This is a genomic window from Phenylobacterium sp., from assembly GCF_041913825.1.
GTDB lineage: Bacteria > Pseudomonadota > Alphaproteobacteria > Caulobacterales > Caulobacteraceae > Phenylobacterium.
The window spans coordinates 140,337-157,295 of the sequence record NZ_JAYSEO010000009.1; the positions used below are offsets into that span (position 1 = coordinate 140,337).

The 16,959-nt window shown below is 71.8% G+C and carries 14 protein-coding genes; 10 read left to right on the plus strand and 4 right to left on the minus strand.

Annotated elements, in window-relative coordinates; genetic code table 11:
• Window positions 1-76: 76 nt before the first annotated feature.
• Entirely contained in the window at window positions 77-412 is a 336-nt protein-coding gene (locus ACE3Q8_RS09500) for a cytochrome c (protein ID WP_374470033.1), read from the plus strand.
• Here the strand turns inward: ACE3Q8_RS09500 and ACE3Q8_RS09505 are convergent.
• Window positions 409-1,062, minus strand: a complete 654-nt coding sequence (locus ACE3Q8_RS09505; protein ID WP_374470034.1) for a helix-turn-helix domain-containing protein — start codon at window positions 1,060-1,062, stop codon at window positions 409-411. The genes ACE3Q8_RS09500 and ACE3Q8_RS09505 overlap by 4 nt on opposite strands.
• A gap of 79 nt (window positions 1,063-1,141) precedes the next feature.
• The gene (locus ACE3Q8_RS09510) at window positions 1,142-1,750 is read right to left on the minus strand and encodes an NAD(P)H-dependent oxidoreductase (protein ID WP_374470035.1); all 609 of its coding nucleotides are present in this window, start codon (window positions 1,748-1,750) and stop codon (window positions 1,142-1,144) included.
• A 93-nt stretch (window positions 1,751-1,843) separates the two neighbouring features.
• Between ACE3Q8_RS09510 and ACE3Q8_RS09515 the strand changes: the two genes are divergently transcribed.
• From ACE3Q8_RS09515 to ACE3Q8_RS09530, 4 genes are read left to right on the plus strand one after another with little or no spacing between them, the layout of a single operon-like run.
• Complete coding sequence (locus ACE3Q8_RS09515; protein WP_374470036.1) at window positions 1,844-3,463, plus strand: MBL fold metallo-hydrolase RNA specificity domain-containing protein; 1,620 nt, start codon at window positions 1,844-1,846, stop codon at window positions 3,461-3,463.
• Window positions 3,464-3,487: 24 nt separating this feature from the next.
• On the plus strand, window positions 3,488-3,796 hold the full coding sequence (locus ACE3Q8_RS09520; RefSeq protein ID WP_374470037.1) for a hypothetical protein: 309 nt from the start codon (window positions 3,488-3,490) through the stop codon (window positions 3,794-3,796).
• A gap of 58 nt (window positions 3,797-3,854) precedes the next feature.
• A complete protein-coding gene (locus ACE3Q8_RS09525) occupies window positions 3,855-4,358 on the plus strand; it encodes a hypothetical protein (RefSeq protein WP_374470038.1) in 504 nt (167 codons plus the stop codon).
• A 51-nt stretch (window positions 4,359-4,409) separates the two neighbouring features.
• Window positions 4,410-6,215, plus strand: coding sequence for an ATP-binding protein (locus tag ACE3Q8_RS09530; protein ID WP_374470039.1), 1,806 nt, complete (start codon window positions 4,410-4,412; stop codon window positions 6,213-6,215).
• A gap of 4 nt (window positions 6,216-6,219) precedes the next feature.
• Here the strand turns inward: ACE3Q8_RS09530 and ACE3Q8_RS09535 are convergent, their stop codons facing one another.
• Window positions 6,220-8,211 (minus strand): prolyl oligopeptidase family serine peptidase, encoded by a 1,992-nt coding sequence (locus ACE3Q8_RS09535; protein WP_374470040.1) that lies wholly within the window; start codon window positions 8,209-8,211, stop codon window positions 6,220-6,222.
• A 159-nt stretch (window positions 8,212-8,370) separates the two neighbouring features.
• On the opposite strand from ACE3Q8_RS09535, the gene ACE3Q8_RS09540 reads away from it, so the two are divergent.
• The 5 genes from ACE3Q8_RS09540 to ACE3Q8_RS09560 all read left to right on the plus strand — a co-directional run bounded on the left by ACE3Q8_RS09540 (window position 8,371) and on the right by ACE3Q8_RS09560 (window position 14,541).
• Window positions 8,371-9,294 (plus strand): response regulator, encoded by a 924-nt coding sequence (locus ACE3Q8_RS09540; RefSeq protein ID WP_374470042.1) that lies wholly within the window; start codon window positions 8,371-8,373, stop codon window positions 9,292-9,294.
• Between the two features lie 32 nt (window positions 9,295-9,326).
• Window positions 9,327-9,824, plus strand: a complete 498-nt coding sequence (locus ACE3Q8_RS09545; protein ID WP_374470043.1) for a GAF domain-containing protein — start codon at window positions 9,327-9,329, stop codon at window positions 9,822-9,824.
• Between the two features lie 101 nt (window positions 9,825-9,925).
• On the plus strand, window positions 9,926-11,098 hold the full coding sequence (locus tag ACE3Q8_RS09550; RefSeq protein ID WP_374470044.1) for an acetyl-CoA C-acetyltransferase: 1,173 nt from the start codon (window positions 9,926-9,928) through the stop codon (window positions 11,096-11,098).
• A gap of 75 nt (window positions 11,099-11,173) precedes the next feature.
• On the plus strand, window positions 11,174-11,866 hold the full coding sequence (locus ACE3Q8_RS09555) for an SDR family NAD(P)-dependent oxidoreductase (RefSeq protein WP_374470045.1): 693 nt from the start codon (window positions 11,174-11,176) through the stop codon (window positions 11,864-11,866).
• Between the two features lie 116 nt (window positions 11,867-11,982).
• A complete protein-coding gene (locus ACE3Q8_RS09560) occupies window positions 11,983-14,541 on the plus strand; it encodes a TonB-dependent receptor (protein WP_374470046.1) in 2,559 nt (852 codons plus the stop codon).
• A 25-nt stretch (window positions 14,542-14,566) separates the two neighbouring features.
• Here the strand turns inward: ACE3Q8_RS09560 and ACE3Q8_RS09565 are convergent, their stop codons facing one another.
• A complete protein-coding gene (locus tag ACE3Q8_RS09565) occupies window positions 14,567-16,951 on the minus strand; it encodes a penicillin acylase family protein (RefSeq protein ID WP_374470047.1) in 2,385 nt (794 codons plus the stop codon).
• Between the last annotated feature and the right edge of the window lie 8 nt (window positions 16,952-16,959).

Sequence of the window (16,959 nt, forward strand, 5' to 3'; positions counted from 1 at the left end):
GCCCGCGGTTGACCCTGGTCAAGGCGCCGCTCGCCAGGGCCAGCACTCTCCCGGAGCGATACGCACGAGGTTCAAGATGCGCCGCACCCTGCTGATCGCCGCCCTGTCCGCGCTCGTCGCCGCCTGTGCGACGGGGTCCGGTCCGGGCCGGGCGCCCGCGTCGGCGGCCGAGCGCGGCGCGCAGTTCGCCTGGCGGGCCTGCAACGGGTGTCATGCGGTGGGCCCGGAAGGCGGGGCCCGCAACGGAGCGGCCCCGGCGTTCCGCGACCTGCGCCTGCGGTTCACCTCGCTGCAGCTCGAGCGGCGGCTCGCGGAGATTTCCCGGAACGGCCATTACGAGATGCCGCCGGTGTTCATCAGCCGGGAGGAGGCGGCCGACATCGCCGCCTATGTGGAGAGCCTGGGCGGCTAGTCCGCCAGTTCTTCCAGGCGCTCCCACTTGCGGACCCGGAAGCGACGGGTGGAGGGGAACTCCACGATGTCCTGCGACTGGAGCTGGGTCAGCATCCGCGAGACGGTCTCGATGGTCAGGCCGAGGTAGTCCGCCATGTCCTGCCGGCCCATGGCCAGCTCGATGGCGTCGGCCTCGCAGGCCTCGGCGTGCGCCAGCAGGAAGGCGGCCACCTTCTCCTGGGCGGTCTTGCGGCCGAGCAGCAGGAGGTGCGCCTGGGCGCGTTCCAGCTCGCGGTGGGTGGCCTGCAGGATGGCGCGGTCGAGCACGGCGTCGCCCGCCATGGAGCGGACGGTGGAGCGCTTCACCACCAGCACCACGCAATCCGACAGGGCCTCGGCCGAGAAGCGGTGGTCCGGACCGGTCTCCAGGCCGAACAGGTCGCCGGCGTAGTAGAAGTCGCCCACCTGCCGGCGGCCGTCGCTGGTCAGGCGGATAGTCCGCACCGAGCCGGAGAGGACCCGATAGAGGAACTCGACCTCGTCGTCCTGGGCGTAGATCTCCTCGTTGCGCGCGAAGCTCATGCGCACGCCCACCCGGTCCATCAGGTCGGTGATGTCCGCGGCGGGGACCTGCGCGCGGTGATCGTCGAGGGGGTAAGCGAGGGTCATCGGGGGACTCCGTTGCCGATGACCAAGAGGTGCCATGCGCCTCCCGCGCCCTAAATTCGGGGCGTTCCCCTAAGTAGTTCTACGTAAGCGCGGGCTCGGCGTCCGCGAAGCTGCGGCGGACCGTGGCGCGGACCCCCGCCAGGATCTCGTCCATCCACTCCTGGGTGATGCCCGGAACCACCCCGCCCACATGGACGTGGTCGGCGACATTGAGGCCGCAGACGCCCGCCAGGTGATGGTCGAACAGCGTCTGCAGCGCCGCCATGGCGCCGGTGTCGCGGACCCAGTCCTCCGGCGCGCCTGAGGAGGTGAAGCTGATCAGCCGCCGGCCGTCGAGCAGCGACTGCGTCCCGCCCGGGGCCGGCTCGAAGCCGAAGCCCATGCCGAACACCCGGTCCACATAGCCCTTCAGCATGGCCGGCGGGGCGTTGAACCACAGCGGGTAGACGAAGGCGAAGACGTCCACGTCGTCCAGCAGCCGCCGCTCGGCGGCGACATCGGGCGCGGGCGTGTAGCCGCCAGGGCCGGGGATCTCCGCGGCCTTCAGGCAAGGATCGAAGCCCAGGCGGTAGAGGTCCCGCACCGCGGCCTCCTGGCCGAGCTCGCGCACAGCGTCGGCGTAGGCGCCCGCCACGGCGGCGGTGAAGCTGTCCGAGCGGGGATGGGCGAAGATGACGGCGTGTTTCATGGCGGCCTCCGCAGATGAGAGCATCATGTCCCGCGCAGGGCCGCTTTGATCCTTGTCAGGGCGGCCAGGGGCTTGGCGGCGCAAGCGCGAAGCATGACCATCGACCTCACCTTCCATGGCGCGGCGGGCTGCGTGACCGGCTTCTGCGCCCGACTGAAGACCGACCGCGCCACCGTCCTCGTCGACTGCGGCATGTTCCAGGGCTCCAAGACCCTCAAGGCGCTGAACTACCAGCCCTTCCCGTTCGACGCCCAGGCGGTGGACGCCGTCCTGCTGACCCACGCCCACATCGACCACTCGGGCCTGCTGCCGAAGCTGATGCGCGCCGGTTTCGCGGGGCCGATCTACGCCACCGCCGGCACGCGCGAGCTGTGCGCGGTGATGCTGCCCGACGCCGGCGACATCCAGGAGAGCGAGGTGCGTCAGCTCAACCGCCGTAATCAGCGGCGCGGGCGCGACCCGGTGGAGCCGATCTACACGGCCCGCGACGCGGAGCGGACCATGGAGCTGTTCCGGCCAGCAAAGCTCGGCCGCGAGGTCGAGGTCGCCCCGGGGATCACCGCCGTCTACTGGGAGGCCGGGCACATCCTCGGCGGGGCGTCGATCGAGGTGCGCGTCGCGACCGAGGAGGGGCCGGTGACCCTGCTGTTCTCGGGTGACGTGGGACCGGGCGGCCGGGACTACGCGCCCGATCCGCAGGGTCCGGCCGGCGTCGACCACCTGATCATGGAGTCCACCTACGGAGCGCGCCTGCGGCCGACGCTCGATCCCGCCGCGCGCCGGCGGCTGCTCGGCCAGGAGCTGCGCGACGCCCACGCCGCGGGCGGGCCGCTGCTCATCCCCGCCTTCGCCGTGGAGCGCTCGCAGGAACTGCTCGTGGACCTGCTCGCCCTCATGGAGAGCGGCGAGATCCCGCCCACCGACATCTTCCTGGACTCGCCTCTGGCCATCGAGGCCACCGAGGTCTTCCAGAAGCGGGGCTGGAATCGTGACGCCGGCCGCAACCCGTTCTCCGAGCTGCGCGACAGCGGCCGCCTGAAGTTCCTGCGCGAGCCGTGGGAGAGCGACGAGCTGGAGAAGCTCGGCGGCTGGCGGGTGGTGATGGCGGCCAGCGGCATGTGCGAGGCGGGCCGCATCCGCAAGCACCTGAAGCGCCACCTCTGGGATCGCCGCGCCACCGTGCTGCTGCCTGGCTACCAGGCGTCCGGCACGCTCGGCCGGCTGCTGGTCGAAGGCGCGCGCCGGGTGAAGATCCAGGGCGAGGACATCGAGGTGCGGGCGCGGATCCGCTCCATGGACGTCTATTCCGGTCATGCCGACGCCGCCGGGTTGGCGGCCTGGGCCAAGGCCCGGCGGCCGGTCTCGGGCATGGTCTTCCTCGCGCATGGGGAGCCCGAGGCGCTTGCGGCCATGCGCGAGCGGCTGGTGGCCGAGGGATTCCCGCCGGAGCAGGTGACGATCCCCGAGCTCGACGGCCGCTTCCGCCTGGGACGCCGCAGCGCCGCGCCCGCGCCGCAGCCGCAGCGCCTGGCGTCCGCCGCCGCCGGCGGCGCGGACTGGCACAACCTGCGGGCCCGGCTGCTCCTCGACCTCGACGAACGGCTGGACGCGGCGGGGTCGGACGCCGAGCGCGAGGCGCTGCTGCGCCGGCTTGCGGGGGAGGTCGCGGTTGATCGCGGTCAAGGTGAAGCTCTGCCCGCCGTGGCCGAGTAGGCGCGCAAAGCCGAAGGAGCCCCCATGAGCAAGTCGCTGACCAAGAAGATCGCCAACGACGTCGAAGACACCCTCGAAGACGTCGCCCACGCCCTGAAGAAGGCCGCCGAGAATGCCTCGGAGGAAACCGAGGACGCGATCGCCAAGGCCGCCAAGACGGTCGCCCTGGCCGCCGAACGTCTGGCCGCCGAGGCGAAGCCGCGGGCCAAGGCCCTGGCCGAGCGCGCCGCCAATGAGGTGCGCGAGCACCCCATCGCCTCCGCCGCCGCCGCGATCACCGCCGCCGCCGCCCTGATCAGCCTGCTGGCCCGCGCCAACCGCAAGTCGGCCTGAGGCTTCACAGCGGCCTTCCGAGCGGGCATCTTACGCCTGTAGTCTCGGAGGGCCGCCGATGGGCGTCGATTATGGATTGCGGCCCCGGCGCCGACCGGCCCGGCTCTACGCCCTGCTGGCCGGCGGCTTCGTCCTGGTGGGCCTCGCGGGCTTCGCGGCCTGGGAGGTGCGCGACTGGCTCGGCCGGCGCGAGGCGGCGGTGGAGACGGCGAAGGCCTGGGACGTCCAGGGCCCGCCGTGCCCGGAGCTCAGCGAGGCCGAGTTCAGGGCCCGCGGCCTGAAGGCCCCCAAGGCGTTCGAGTTCGAGGGCGTGGTGATAGCCAGGCGCCACGGCCACGTGAGCTGCCAGATGGTCGCCGACAACGCCGGACGCAGCTTCTCCTCCCATGTGGTCTGTCAGTTCACCGGGCCGGGGGTCTTGCGGGTCACCGCGCCCGGCGGAGAGCGCCGGTTCGAGGCCGGCCCCGGCCAGCCCGCCACCGTCTCAACCGAGGGAGGAGCGCCGCGCTGCGTGCTCGCCTCGAAGTTTCGCCTGGAAGGCGGCCGCTTGACCTACAGTTAACCTGCTAACCGCAATCCTCCCGTCAAGACAACGATGTTACGGGAGGCTGGTTTGGAGGGATCCTGGAGCGCCGGCCGGCCCGGCCCGGAGGACGAGGAGGAGTCCGGCGGCCTCAGCCTCTATGCCGCCTCGGCGCGCAACGTGGTGCCGCGGGTGATCAGCAGCATCGCCGTGGTCGCGGTGGCGGCCTTCTACGTCTCCCCGCTGTGGACCGGCCTCTGGGTCATCGCCGTCTGGGGCGGCCTGTTCGCCAGCATCGCCCTGATGGGCGCAATCGACCGGCACGGCGACGGTCCCTGGGCCCGGCGCCTCTGGCTGGCGCTGAACGCCAACAGCGTGCTGAGCGGCCTCGTCCAATGCGTCATGATCATCGCGTTGTGGGAGTCCGGCTATGCCGTGGCGGGCACCTTCGCCCTGACCATCGCCTTCCTGGGCGCCACCTACGTCCTGCTGCAGTACTACTCGAGCCTCGGCCTGTTCCGCCTCCTGCTGACGCCCTATGTGGGCGTGCTGATCTGGATCGCCGCCGACCTCGTCTGGACCGCCCGCACGCCCATGGCGACGGTCGCGGCCCTGGCGGCGGCGGTGAGCTGCGGCAACTTCTTCCATCTCTCCCGCAGGATGCTCGACCGCTCGCGGAGCGCCCTTCGCCAGGCCCGCGCCCGGGCCGAGGCCGGCGAGCTGGCGGCCGAGGCGGCCAACGCGGCGAAGAGCACCTTCCTGGCGACCATGTCGCACGAGATCCGCACGCCCCTGAACGGCGTGCTCGGCATGGCCCAGGCCATGTCGGCCGACGAACTGACGCCGGTCCAGCGCGAGCGGCTGTCGGTGATCCAGCAGTCGGGGGAGGCGCTGCTCGCCATCCTCAACGACGTCCTGGACCTCTCCAAGATCGAGGCCGGGCGGCTGGAGCTGGAGACCATCGAGTTCGAGCTCGCCGAGGTGGTGCGCGGCGCCCACTCGGCCTTCACGGCGCTCGCCAACAAGAAGGGGCTGTCGTTCGGCGTCGACGTGGAGCCGGCGCGGGGCCGCTACCTCGGCGACCCGACCCGCATCCGGCAGATCCTCTACAACCTGATCTCCAACGCCCTGAAGTTCACCGAAACCGGCGAGGTGCGGGTCACCGCCCGGCTGGACGGCGGTTTGCTGGCGCTGAGCGTCGCCGACACCGGCCTCGGCATCTCGGAGGAGGGGCTCCAGCGGCTGTTCGCCAAGTTCGATCAGCTTGACTCGTCCACCACGCGGCGCTTCGGAGGCACGGGCCTGGGGCTCGCCATCTGCCACGAGCTGGCGGTGCTGATGGGCGGCGAGATGCGGGTGGAGAGCGAGCTCGGCAAGGGCTCCCGCTTCACCCTGCGCGTGCCGCTGCAGAGGGTCGGCGAGGAGCGGATGGTGGCGGAGTACGCGCCGCCGCCGCCGAACCAGCGCGCCTCGCTCGGCCTGCGGGTGCTGGCCGCCGAGGACAACACGGTCAACCAGCTCGTCCTCAAGACCCTGCTGCACCAGCTCGGCGTCGAACCGGTGGTCGTGGACTGCGGCCAGGCGGCGCTGGACGCCTGGGAGACGTCGCACTGGGACCTGATCCTGATGGACATCCAGATGCCGGGGGTGGACGGCGTCACCGCCGCCGAACGGATCCGGGCCCGCGAGCGCGAGACCCGCCGCCCGCGCACGCCCATCGTGGCGCTCACCGCCAACGCCATGAGCCATCAGGTGGCCCAGTACCTCGCCGCGGGCATGGACGGGCATGTGGCCAAGCCGATCGAGGCCATGGCGCTGTTCCAGGCCATCGTCGACGCCTGCGACGGCGCCGCCACGCCGGCGGAGGACGCGGAGGTCTCCGCCGGCGCGGCCTGAGCGGCTACTTGTAGCGCTCGAACCAGGCCAGGATCGCCTCGGCCTTGGCCGCCGACTGCGAGGGCCGGGCGGTGAGGCCGCCGTGGCTCGCGCCCGGCACCCGCACGAGGGCGGTGGGCACGCCGCGCAACTGCAGCGCCTGGAAGTACTGCTCGGACTCCGAGGGCGGGGTGCGGTAGTCTTCCTCGCCGACCACCACCAGGGTGGGGGTCTTCACATTGCCGACCAGGGACAGCGGCGAGCGCGCCCAGTAGCCCTGCGGATCCTCCCACGGCATCTTCCCGAACCAGTAGCGGGCCATGAAGGTGTAGCCGTCGACGGTGAGCACCTGGCTCGTCCAGTTGATCACCGGCTTCTGGGTGGCCGCGGCCTTGAAACGGTCCGTCTTGCCGACGATCCAGGCGGTGAGCGCGCCGCCGCCCGAGCCGCCGGTCACGTAGAGCCGCTGCGGGTCCACGTAGCCCTTGGCGATGGCCGCATCGACGACGCTGATCAGGTCGTCGTAGTCGTGGCTCGGATAGTTGCGGTCGATCTCGTTGGCGAAGGCCTCGCCGTAGGAGGTCGAGCCCCGAGGGTTGGAATAGACCACCACATAGCCGGACTTGGCGTAGAGCTGCACGTCGGTGGAGAAGCTCGGCCCGTAGGCCGAGAACGGCCCGCCGTGGATCTCGAGGATCAGCGGGTACTTCTTCGAGGGATCGAAGTTCGGGGGCAGGGCGATCCAGGCGTCGATCGGCTTCTTGTCGTAGCTGGAGACGGTGGGCAGGTGCTCCACCCGCGCCAGGGTCTTGCCGGCGAACAGGTCGTCGTTCAGCCGGGTCAGCCGCTGCACGCGGCCGCCGCGCGTCACCGCGATGTCGGCCGGGCGCTCGGGCGTGCTCTCGGTGTAGGCGACCACGCCGCCGCGGCCGACCGAGAACTCCCCGCCGGAGTAGGGACGGTCGATCGAGCCGCCGCCCAGGCCGGTGGCGACCGTCTCGAGCCGTCCGTCGAGGCCGACCCGCGCCACCTTGGTGATCCCCTTGTCGGTGTAGTCCACGTAGATGGACCGGCCGTCCGGCGCCCACTGCGGCAGGCCCACGCTGCGGTCGAGCGAGCCGGTGAGCACCCGGCGGTTCCGCCCGTCCCGGTCCATGACGTAGAGCCTCTGGTTCTCGTAGCCGCGCCGCCGCTCGTCGTCGTAGCCGACGTAGGCGATCTTCGAGCCGTCGGGCGAGAGGGTGGGGGCGAAGTCGGGGCCCACGCGGTTGGTCAGCCTCGTGAGCGTCCCGTCGGCGATCGCGACCTGGTAGATCTCGCTCTCCTGCGGATCGCGCTCCCAGTCCTCCGCGCGGTTGGTGGCGAAGAGCACCGAGCGGCCGTCGGCGGTGAAGCTGATCGGCCCCTGGTCGTCGAACCGGCCGAACGTGACCTGCCGCGGCGAGCCGCCGTCGGCGCTGACCACGAACAGCTTGCGGTAGCCGGGCTTCAGATAGCCCGCGCCGTCGGCCCGGTAGGTGATCCGGTCGATCACCTTCAGCGGCTCGGCCCACTTAGCGCCCTCGGGGCGCTTGATGGGCGCGCCCAGCGAGGCGCCGTCGTCCTGCACCAGCATGGTGAAGGCGAGCGTCTTGCCGTCCGGTGACCAGGCGATGTCGTTGGGCGCCTGCTCGAGGGTCGCGACCCGGGCCGAGCGGCCGGTGGCCATCCACTTGACATGGAGCTGCGGCGGCCCGCCGGCCGCCGCGGCGACATAGGCCAGACGCGTGCCGTCCGGCGACCAGCGCGGCGTCATGCTGGAGCCCTCGTCGGCCACCAGCGGCTGCTGGGCGCCGGTCTGCGGGTCCACCAGCCAGATCGACCGGCGGCCGGCGTCGGTCATGATGTCGTAGGTGATCCGGACGTAGGCGATCATCCCGCCGTCGGGCCGCATCTGAGGGTCGGAGGCCGCGCGAAGCCCGAACAGGTCGCGGGCCGTGAACAGGCGGGACGGGCCGTCCGCAACCTGCGCTGACACCGGCGCAAACGCCATCACAACCGCTGCGAGCGCAGCGGAAACCAGCAAGCCCAGACGCATCCGAAAACCCCCAACCAGCGACAAGAATCCGAGGGCGAATAAACGGCCCGTCAACCGCGTTGCGTCAATCTCCGAGCTCGAGTTCCGAGAGTTCTCCCGATGCCCCGCCGCGCCCTGCCCAGCGCCAGCCTCCGCCCGGACGATCTCGCGTCGCTGAACGTGCTGATCGTCGACGACAACGCCAATGTGCAGCGGCTCATCGGCGACGTCCTGCGTGCGGGCGGCGTGGGGGCGGTGGACTTCGCCGAGGACGGCCTGCGGGCGCGCGAGATGCTGGCCCGCTGGGACCCGGACGTCATCTTCTCCGACTGGAACATGCCGGTGATGGGCGGGCTGGAGCTGACCCGCTCGATCCGCCGCGCCGCCGTCACCCCCGATCGCCGGGTCCCGAACCCGGAAGTGCCGGTGATCATCGTCACCGCCCACCGCTCGCAGCGCGAGGTGGAGGAGGCGCGCAAGGCCGGGGTCAACGAGTTCGTCATCAAGCCGTTCACGCCCGCGGCCCTGCTCTCGCGCATCGAGATGGTGCTGACCCGGCCCCGCCCGTTCATCGTCAGCGAGGCCTACATCGGCCCCGACCGCCGCCGTCGGGTGGAGCTCAGCTACTCCGGCCCGCTGCGGCGGATGACCGACCCCGACGAGGTGGTCGACTCTGTGGAGCGCTCGGCCACGCGCGAGACGATCAGCGTCGAGCTGGAGGCGCTCCGCCGCCTGATCCAGGTGCGTGGCGGGGTCGACCGCGAGACGCTGAAGATGACCTACCGGGTGATGCAGCACACCAGCTTCCGCGCCCGGCAGGTGCGGGACAACATGGTCGACCGCGCCTCCAAGCTGCTGATGGAATACACCGAGGCCATGGGCGGGCCGGAGACCTGCGAGCCGCAGGTTCTCGACATCCACTTCAAGGCCATCGGCAACCTGCTGGACATGGGGCCCGAGGACGCCCGCGAGGCGGCCAAGCTGGTCAGCCACCTGGCCGCCGTGGTGAAGCAGAAGATCATCCGGGCCAACAAGGCGGCGTGACCGCCGGCTCCGGCGCGGCTAAACCCCCGCCCATGGCCGAAGCCTTCAACGAAAAGACCCTGCCGGCGCAAAAGGCCGAGCGCTACGCCGCCGTCGCCGAGGAGATCGCCGCCGTCCTGGAGGGCGAGCCGAACCTCGTCGCCCGGATGGCCACCGTCGCCTCCATGCTGGCCAACACCTTCGAGGACTACTTCTGGACCGGCTTCTACGTGGTCGATCCCGGGAAGCCGGACGAGCTGGTGGTCGGCCCCTACCAGGGGACGCTGGGCTGCCTGCGCATCGCCTTCGGCCGCGGCGTCTGCGGCGCCGCCGCACGCACCCGGCAGACCCAGGTGGTGCCGGACGTCCATGCCTTCCCCGGCCACATCGCCTGCGACAGCCGCTCGGCCAGCGAGATCGTGGTGCCGGTGGTGGACAGCCAGGGCCAGCTCATCGCGGTCTTCGACGTCGACTCCGAGCGTCCGGCCGCCTTCGACGCCCTCGACGCCGAGTGGCTGGAGCGCATCCTCCTCAGGACCTTCGCCCACTAGCGGACGCGTCTCCCGCATCCCCGTTGGCTTACGCAGCGTCGGGCTCATACATCTGTTTCGACGCGCGGGATTCCGCGCCCGAGACCTGAGGAGCTTCTGAGATGGCTGAGGCCTATATCGTCGCCGCAACCCGCACCGCCGGTGGCCGCAAGGGCGGCCGCCTGCGCGAATGGCACCCGGCCGACCTGGGCGCGGTGGTGCTGAACGAGCTGGTGGACCGCACCGGCGTCGATCCGGCCGCCGTCGAGGACGTGGTGATGGGCTGCGTGATGCAGGTGGGCGAGCAGGCCACCAACATCGCGCGCAACGCGGTGCTGGCTTCCAAGCTGCCGGAGAGCGTGCCCGGCACCTCCGTCGACCGCCAGTGCGGCTCGTCCCAGCAGGCCCTGCACTTCGCCGCCCAGGCGGTGATGAGCGGCACCCAGGACATCGTCATCGCCTCCGGCGTCGAGAGCATGACCCGCGTGCCCATGGGCCTGTCGGTCAGCCTGCCGTTCAAGGAAGGCTTCGGCCAGCCGAAGAGCCCGCGGATGGAGGAGCGCTACCCCAACATCCAGTTCAGCCAGTTCATGGGCGCCGAAATGGTCGCCGAGAAGTACGGCCTGACCAAGGACCAGCTCGACGAGTACGGCTACCACTCGCACCAACGCGCCATCGCGGCCACCCAGGCGGGCGCCTTCAAGGACGAGATCATCGCCGTCGACGGCAAGGACGCCGAGGGCAACGCCGCCCGTCACGACAGCGACGAGGGCATCCGCTACGACGTCTCCATCGACGGCATGCGCGGGGTGAAGCTGCTGCGCGAGGGCGGCCGGATCACCGCGGCCACCTCCAGCCAGATCTGCGACGGCGCGTCCGGCGTGATGATCGTGTCGGAGAAGGCGCTGAAGGAGCACAACCTCACGCCGATGGCCCGCATCCACCACCTGTCGCTGCTTGGCCACGACCCGGTGATCATGCTGGAAGCCCCGATCCCGGCCACCGAGCGCGCCCTGAAGAAGGCCGGCATGTCGATCGACGACATCGACCTCTTCGAGGTCAACGAGGCCTTCGCGTCCGTGCCGGTGGCCTGGCTCAACACCACCAAGGCCGACCCGGAGCGCCTGAACGTGAACGGCGGCGCCATCGCGCTCGGCCACCCGCTCGGCGCCTCGGGCACCAAGCTGATGACCACGCTGCTCTACGCGCTGAAGAACCGGAACAAGAAGTACGGCTTGCAGACGATGTGCGAAGGCGGCGGCATGGCCAACGTCACGATCGTCGAGCGGCTCTAGCCCCGCTCCGCGAAATGCGGTTTTGAGGGACGGCCGGGGGAGACCCCGGCCGTTTCTCGTTTCTGGAGGCAAGTCATGTCGGGCCGGGTCATCGTCATCACCGGGGCTTTCGGGGTGCTGGGCCAGGCCGTCGCCAAGGCGGCGGCGGGGCAGGGGGCCAGGCTCGCGCTGATCGACTTCGCGGCCGCGCCGCCGCCAGGGTCGCCCGCCGGCGACGACGTCCTCGTCCTGCCGCGGGTGGACCTCACCGACGCCGTGCAGGCGGGCGCGGCGCTGGACGCCGCCGCCGACCGCTTGGGTGGCGTCGACGCCCTGCTCAACATCGCCGGCGGTTTCACCTGGGAGACCCTGCAGGACGGCTCCATCGAGAGCTGGCCGGCCATGCACCGGCTGAACGTGCTCACCGCCGCCAACGCCAGCCGCGCCGCCATCCCGCACCTGAAGCGCAGCGCCGCGGGGCGGATCGTCAACGTCGGCTCGGCCGCCGCGCTGAAGGCCGGGCTCGGCATGGGCGCCTACGCCGCCGCCAAGGCCGGCGTGCACAGCCTGACCCAGGCCCTGGCGGAGGAACTCAAGGCCGACGGCGTGACGGTCAACGCCGTGCTGCCCTCGATCATCGACACGCCGGCGAACCGCGCCGACATGCCCAAGGCCGACTTCGCCGCCTGGGTGGCCCCCGACGACCTGGCCGCCGTGATCCTGTTCCTGGCCGGCGAGTCGGCGCGGGCGGTGACGGGCGCGCTGGTGCCGGTGACCGGCCGGGTCTGAGCCGCCGCGCCCCTGTCCGGGTGAACGGTGATCACCTGGAAACCCTTCTCTGTCATGGCTCCGTCGCAGACGCGCCGTAGGGCGCAGCTCACGCACTCTGCGTAGGGGATAGTTCCATGCACCACACACGCGCGCGGCTGCTGGCCGCGGCGAGCGCCGCGGCGTTCGCGCTGGCGGCCGGGTCCGCCGTGGCCCAGGACGGCCAGTCGGTCGAGGAGATCGTCGTCACCGCCCAGAAGCAGCAACAGCAGGCCATCGACGTGCCGATCTCGCTGACCGCCTACGGCGCCGAGCGGCTCGAGGAGCTGGGCGTCCAGGACTTCGCCGACCTGTCGCTGTTCACGCCCGGCTTCGAGGTGCAGGACCAGTCGCCGAACAACCCGGGTTTCGTGATGCGCGGCATCACCTCGGATTCGACCGACTCCTTCGCCGAGGCCCGGGTGTCGGTGTTCCAGGACGGCGTGTCGATCTCCAAGGCCCAGGCGTCCTACGTGGAGCTGTTCGACCTGGAGCGGGTCGAGGTGGCCAAGGGGCCGCAGTCGACCCTCTTCGGCCGTGGCGCCCTGATCGGCGGCGTGAACCTGATCCAGCGCAAGGCGAGCGTGGCGGGCCCCGAGGCCTACGCCACCCTCGAAGGCGGCAGCGACGCGCTGCTGCGCGTCGAGGGCGCGGTCAACGCGCCGATCAACGACGTGCTGGCGGTGCGCATCGCCGGCCGGTACCGCACCCGCGACGGCTACGTCGAGAACGCGCTGGGCGGTGAGGACTTCCAGTCGATCGACACGGCGGCCATCCGTGGCGCGCTGCGCTTCGAGCCGAACGATCGGCTGACCGCCGATCTGATCGTCAACTACCAGGAGGACCACCCCTCCGGCACCGCCTTCCGGGGCGGGCGGTTCTCGCCCGCCGATCCGCAAACCGGCGCGGTGCTTGCGGATCTGCGTCCGCAGAGCCCCGCCGCCCTCGTCGCGCCGCCGAACTTCCAGGGCGGCATGAAGCTGGGCGTCGACCGGGTGGTCAGCGGGGCCACCGGCCTCGTGAGCTTCGAGATCAGCGACGCCCTGACCCTCAACTCGATCAGCGCCTTCCGCCGCTACGACACCAAGGAGGTGTTCGATCCGGATGGCCTGGCCCTGCCGATCCTCACCGGCCTCAACGAGGCGGACGGCGAGCAGTGGAGCCAGGAGTTCAGGGTGAACTTCGACAACGGCGGGCGTCTCCGCGGCTTCGCCGGCGTGGGCTATTTCAAGGCCGAGGACGACCAGCGCGTCCCTCTCCAGTTCGATGAACGCATCGGCCTGGCCGTTCTCACCGGCCAACTGAATGGCGGCGCGGCGGGCATGGGTCTGCCCGCGACGACGCCGGCCCCGGCGGCGCTGTTCGCCAACACCGCCTTCACGGGCGCCCTCGTGCAGGGTCTGGTGGGCCAGCTCAGCGGCGGCCGCGCCGTCCTGACGCCCGCGCAGGCCCGCGCCATCGCGGCCAACCTCCGCGCCGACCACGGCGAGGAATCCTCCAGCACCAGCGACCTGGAATCCTTCGACCTGTTCGCCGACGTGACCGCCGACCTCACCGAGCGGCTCGAGGTCTCGGCCGGCGTCCGCTACACACGCGACGAGAAGACCACCGGCTTCGCCACGCGCGTGGTCGGCGGCCGCAGCGTCCTGGGCGGCGCAATCGGCGCGGCGCAGCTCGCCGCGTCCGGCACGCCCCAGGGCCTCGCCCAGGCCAACGCGATCCTCGCCGCCCTGCAGTCCCCCTTCGTCCAGCAGATCCCGGCGGCCCAGCTACCGCAGTTCGGCCTGACCTATCAGCCGACCGCCGGCGACGGCCAGGCGAGCGAGGCCGACCTCACCGACGAGGGCGTCACCTGGCGCCTCGTGGCCCGCTACGAGCTCTCGGACGACGCCAACCTCTACGCCTCCTACGCCCGTGGCCGCCGGCCGGACGTCCTGGCGGCGCAGGGGCCGTCGCAGCCGGGCGGCCCCGTGCGGTTCTCCACCGTCGAGGCCGAGACGGTGGACAGCTACGAACTGGGCGGGAAGTTCGCCCTGCTGGACCGGCGGGTCCGCCTCGACACCGCGGTGTTCGCCTACAACTACGACAACTTCCAGACCGTGGAGCAGCGCGGCACCCTGTTCGTGGTGACCAACGCGGGCGAGGCCAAGGCCTACGGCTTCGATGGGCAGTTGGAGTGGGCCGCCGCGCCCGGACTGAACCTCTACGCCACCTACGCCTACAACCACGCCCGGTTCGACGGGGGCGCCTACGACGGCAACCGTTTCCGCCTGTCGCCGGACCACAGCCTGTCGCTGGCCGCCGATTGGACCTTCGACGCGCCCGGCGGCTCGGTCTCGGTGCGGCCGAGCTACAGTTGGCAGTCCAAGGTCTACTTCGACGACAGCAACGACCTGCCGGGCTTCCAGCAGCCGCCGAACGTCTTCGTGGCCGACAACGTGCAGGACGAGCTGCAGGACGCCTACGGCCTGCTGAACCTGCGCGTCGCCTATGACGCGCGCTTCGCGCCGCTGACCCTCGAGGCGTTCGCCACCAACCTGACGGACGAGGACTACATCCTCGACGCGGGCAACACGGGCGACACCCTGGGCCTGCCCACCTTCATCGCGGGTCCGCCGCGGATGTGGGGCGTCGGCCTCACCTGGCGCTTCCAGTAGGGCCGCAAGCGCTGACGCCGCGCGGCTAGCGCGGCGTCAGCGTCAGCACCGACTCCGTCTCGCGCTCCACGGCCTCGCGGGTGAACCGCAGCGGGAAGTAGCTCCCGGCGGCCCACAGCGGGAAGAGGTCGCGGTAGTGCGGGCTGAACGGATCGCCGGATTGGCCTGGCGTGTTCACGGCCATGGAATTGTCCCAGGCGCCCACGTCCACGACGACCCGGACCGACGCCCCGGCCGTCTGGCGGAAGTCGCCGGCGCGCCAGCTCGCGGCCCGGGGCGTGGAGGCCGAGCCGCCCACCTGCACCGGGCCGATGCTCATCTGCTCGGCGAGCTGCGGGTCGGCCAGCACGGCCACCGCCGGTTCGAACCGGGCCTGGTGCAGCCGGCCCCAGCTCCAGGTCGCCATGTTGGGCCCGAGCCGCCCCTTCAGCTCGTCCAGGGCGGCGCGAAGGCTGGCCAGCAGGATCGGGTCGCGCACCTTGCGCGGCTGGCGCTCCAGCCACAGCAGCGCCGGGTCCGGCGCGCCTGCGCCGATCAGGCCGTGCGCCGCCTCGGGCGTCGCGGCGCGGACCACCGCCCGGGCCAGGTGCTTCACCGCCCAGGTCTCGTAGATCGCCGCCGGCGCGCTCTCCACGCCCTCCCGCGCGTCCCAGGCCTTCAAGAGGGCCAGCGCCCGGCCGACCTCCGGATTGTCCGAGGCGAGCGGGGCCAGCAGCGCCTGTCCGCGGCGGGCCTGGGCGCTGACATCGTCGGTCTGGAGCGCCATGGAGTCGGCCAGCGTCGCCTTCGGCGTTGCGGCCAGCACGTCCTGGATGCGGGTGGCGCGGGTGCGGTCCGCCCACTCGAAGCCGAGCTTGCGCGCCGCGCGCGGATAGGCGGGCTCGGCGGGCACGTTCATCTCGTTGGCGGTGGCGAAGAACCCCTCGGCCGGGTTGCGGACGGCCGGCAGGCCGCCGTCGGCCAGGAAGCCGTTCCACTCGTAGCGGCCGTCCCCGGGCACGGGCATCAGGCCGTCCCAGTTCGGCCGGACCGGCGTGCGGCCGGCCGCCGACCAGCCGATCCCCCCGCCGGCCTCGGCCCAGACCAGGTTCAGCGGCGGCGCCCCCCACCGGTCCCGGGCGGCCTGGAAGTCGCTCCAGGTCTTCGCCCGCCAGAGCCGCGAGGAGCCGTAGTAGCCGGCGAGCCCCGGCTCGTTCCAGATGGTCCGCAGGGCGAACGCCCGGCCCTTGTCGACGTCCTGCTTCAGCACCGGCCCGTGACGGGTGAAGCGCAGCTCCACCTCGCGCGGCGCCTCGCCCTTCACCGGGATGGTCTCGCGGACCACCCGCATGGGCTCCCAGCCGCCCCTGTAGCGGTAGGCGTCGCCGCGGGTCTCGTAGACGTAGAGGTCCTCCTGATCGATGTAGAAGATCGTCAGGCCGAAGGCCGCCTGGCCGTTGTGCCCGAGCGAGACGCCGGGGAGGGCGGGCTCGCCCGCCCCGATGATCGAGAGCCCCGGCGCATCCAGGTGCGCGATGTAGCGCAGCGAGGGGACGCCGACCGGCCGGTGGGGATCGTTGGCCAGGATCGGCCGGCCCGTGGCCGTGCGCGACGGCGCGATCACCCAGTTGTTGGAGCCCTCCGCGCTGGTCGCCTCGATGTGCCGGGCGAGCGCCAGGTCGCCTGATCCCGGCGCCGCCTTGCCGCCGGCTAGCGGCGCGAGGCTGACCGGCCCCGTGCCCAGCAGGTAGTCCTTCAGCACGTCCGCGGGGATCTCGCAGGGATCCAGGCCGCGGGGGACCTGCGGCGTGTGCTCCGGCTCCAACCGGCGGCGCACCGCATCGGCGGCGAGCCCGCCGGCGCAGACCGTGCGCGCCCGGGCGACTTCCGAGGCGACGTTGGAGACCAGCGCGTGGCTGCGGATCCGCAGGATGTCCTCCGGCGCCCACGCCTCGGGCCGGCTGTCGGTCAGGCGGAACTCCACGGGCAGCGGCTTCGTCCCGGCGTTCACCTCGGCCACAAAGGCGTTCACGCCTGCGGCGAAGGCCTCCACCGCCTCGCGGCCGACGGGATCGTACGCCGCCCACTCGGCCGCCATGTCGCCGCGATAGAGGAAGAGGCGGGCGGCGCGGTCCTGCTCCACATAAGCCGGGCCAAGGCTGGCGGAGAGGCGTCCGAGCCCGCGCTTGCGCCAGAGGTCGATCTGCCAGAGCCGGTCGCGGGCGGCGTTCCAGCCCTGCAGGAAGAAGGCGTCGCGGGCGCTCTTCGCATAGATGTGCGGCACGCCCCAGCGATCCACCAGGATCTCGGCGGGCTGCTGCAGCCCGGCCACGGGCTGCGCCTCGCGCCGCACCGCGCTCGTCAGCTCGGCGCCCGCCGGCCCGGCCAACGCCGCCAGCAGCGCCGCCCAGCCCATGATCCTGCCCCGCATCGCGCTCC

Excerpts from the sequence above, each read along its gene's own strand:
- ACE3Q8_RS09525 (WP_374470038.1), top strand. The coding sequence starts at position 3,855 with ATGGGCGTCGATTATGGATTGCGGCCCCGGCGCCGACCGGCCCGGCTC.
- ACE3Q8_RS09555 (WP_374470045.1), top strand. The coding sequence starts at position 11,174 with ATGTCGGGCCGGGTCATCGTCATCACCGGGGCTTTCGGGGTGCTGGGC.
- ACE3Q8_RS09500 (WP_374470033.1), top strand. The coding sequence starts at position 77 with ATGCGCCGCACCCTGCTGATCGCCGCCCTGTCCGCGCTCGTCGCCGCC.
- ACE3Q8_RS09505 (WP_374470034.1), bottom strand. The coding sequence starts at position 1,062 with ATGACCCTCGCTTACCCCCTCGACGATCACCGCGCGCAGGTCCCCGCC.
- ACE3Q8_RS09550 (WP_374470044.1), top strand. The coding sequence starts at position 9,926 with ATGGCTGAGGCCTATATCGTCGCCGCAACCCGCACCGCCGGTGGCCGC.
- ACE3Q8_RS09560 (WP_374470046.1), top strand. The coding sequence starts at position 11,983 with ATGCACCACACACGCGCGCGGCTGCTGGCCGCGGCGAGCGCCGCGGCG.
- ACE3Q8_RS09540 (WP_374470042.1), top strand. The coding sequence starts at position 8,371 with ATGCCCCGCCGCGCCCTGCCCAGCGCCAGCCTCCGCCCGGACGATCTC.
- ACE3Q8_RS09515 (WP_374470036.1), top strand. The coding sequence starts at position 1,844 with ATGACCATCGACCTCACCTTCCATGGCGCGGCGGGCTGCGTGACCGGC.
- ACE3Q8_RS09520 (WP_374470037.1), top strand. The coding sequence starts at position 3,488 with ATGAGCAAGTCGCTGACCAAGAAGATCGCCAACGACGTCGAAGACACC.
- ACE3Q8_RS09545 (WP_374470043.1), top strand. The coding sequence starts at position 9,327 with ATGGCCGAAGCCTTCAACGAAAAGACCCTGCCGGCGCAAAAGGCCGAG.
- ACE3Q8_RS09510 (WP_374470035.1), bottom strand. The coding sequence starts at position 1,750 with ATGAAACACGCCGTCATCTTCGCCCATCCCCGCTCGGACAGCTTCACC.
- ACE3Q8_RS09565 (WP_374470047.1), bottom strand. The coding sequence starts at position 16,951 with ATGCGGGGCAGGATCATGGGCTGGGCGGCGCTGCTGGCGGCGTTGGCC.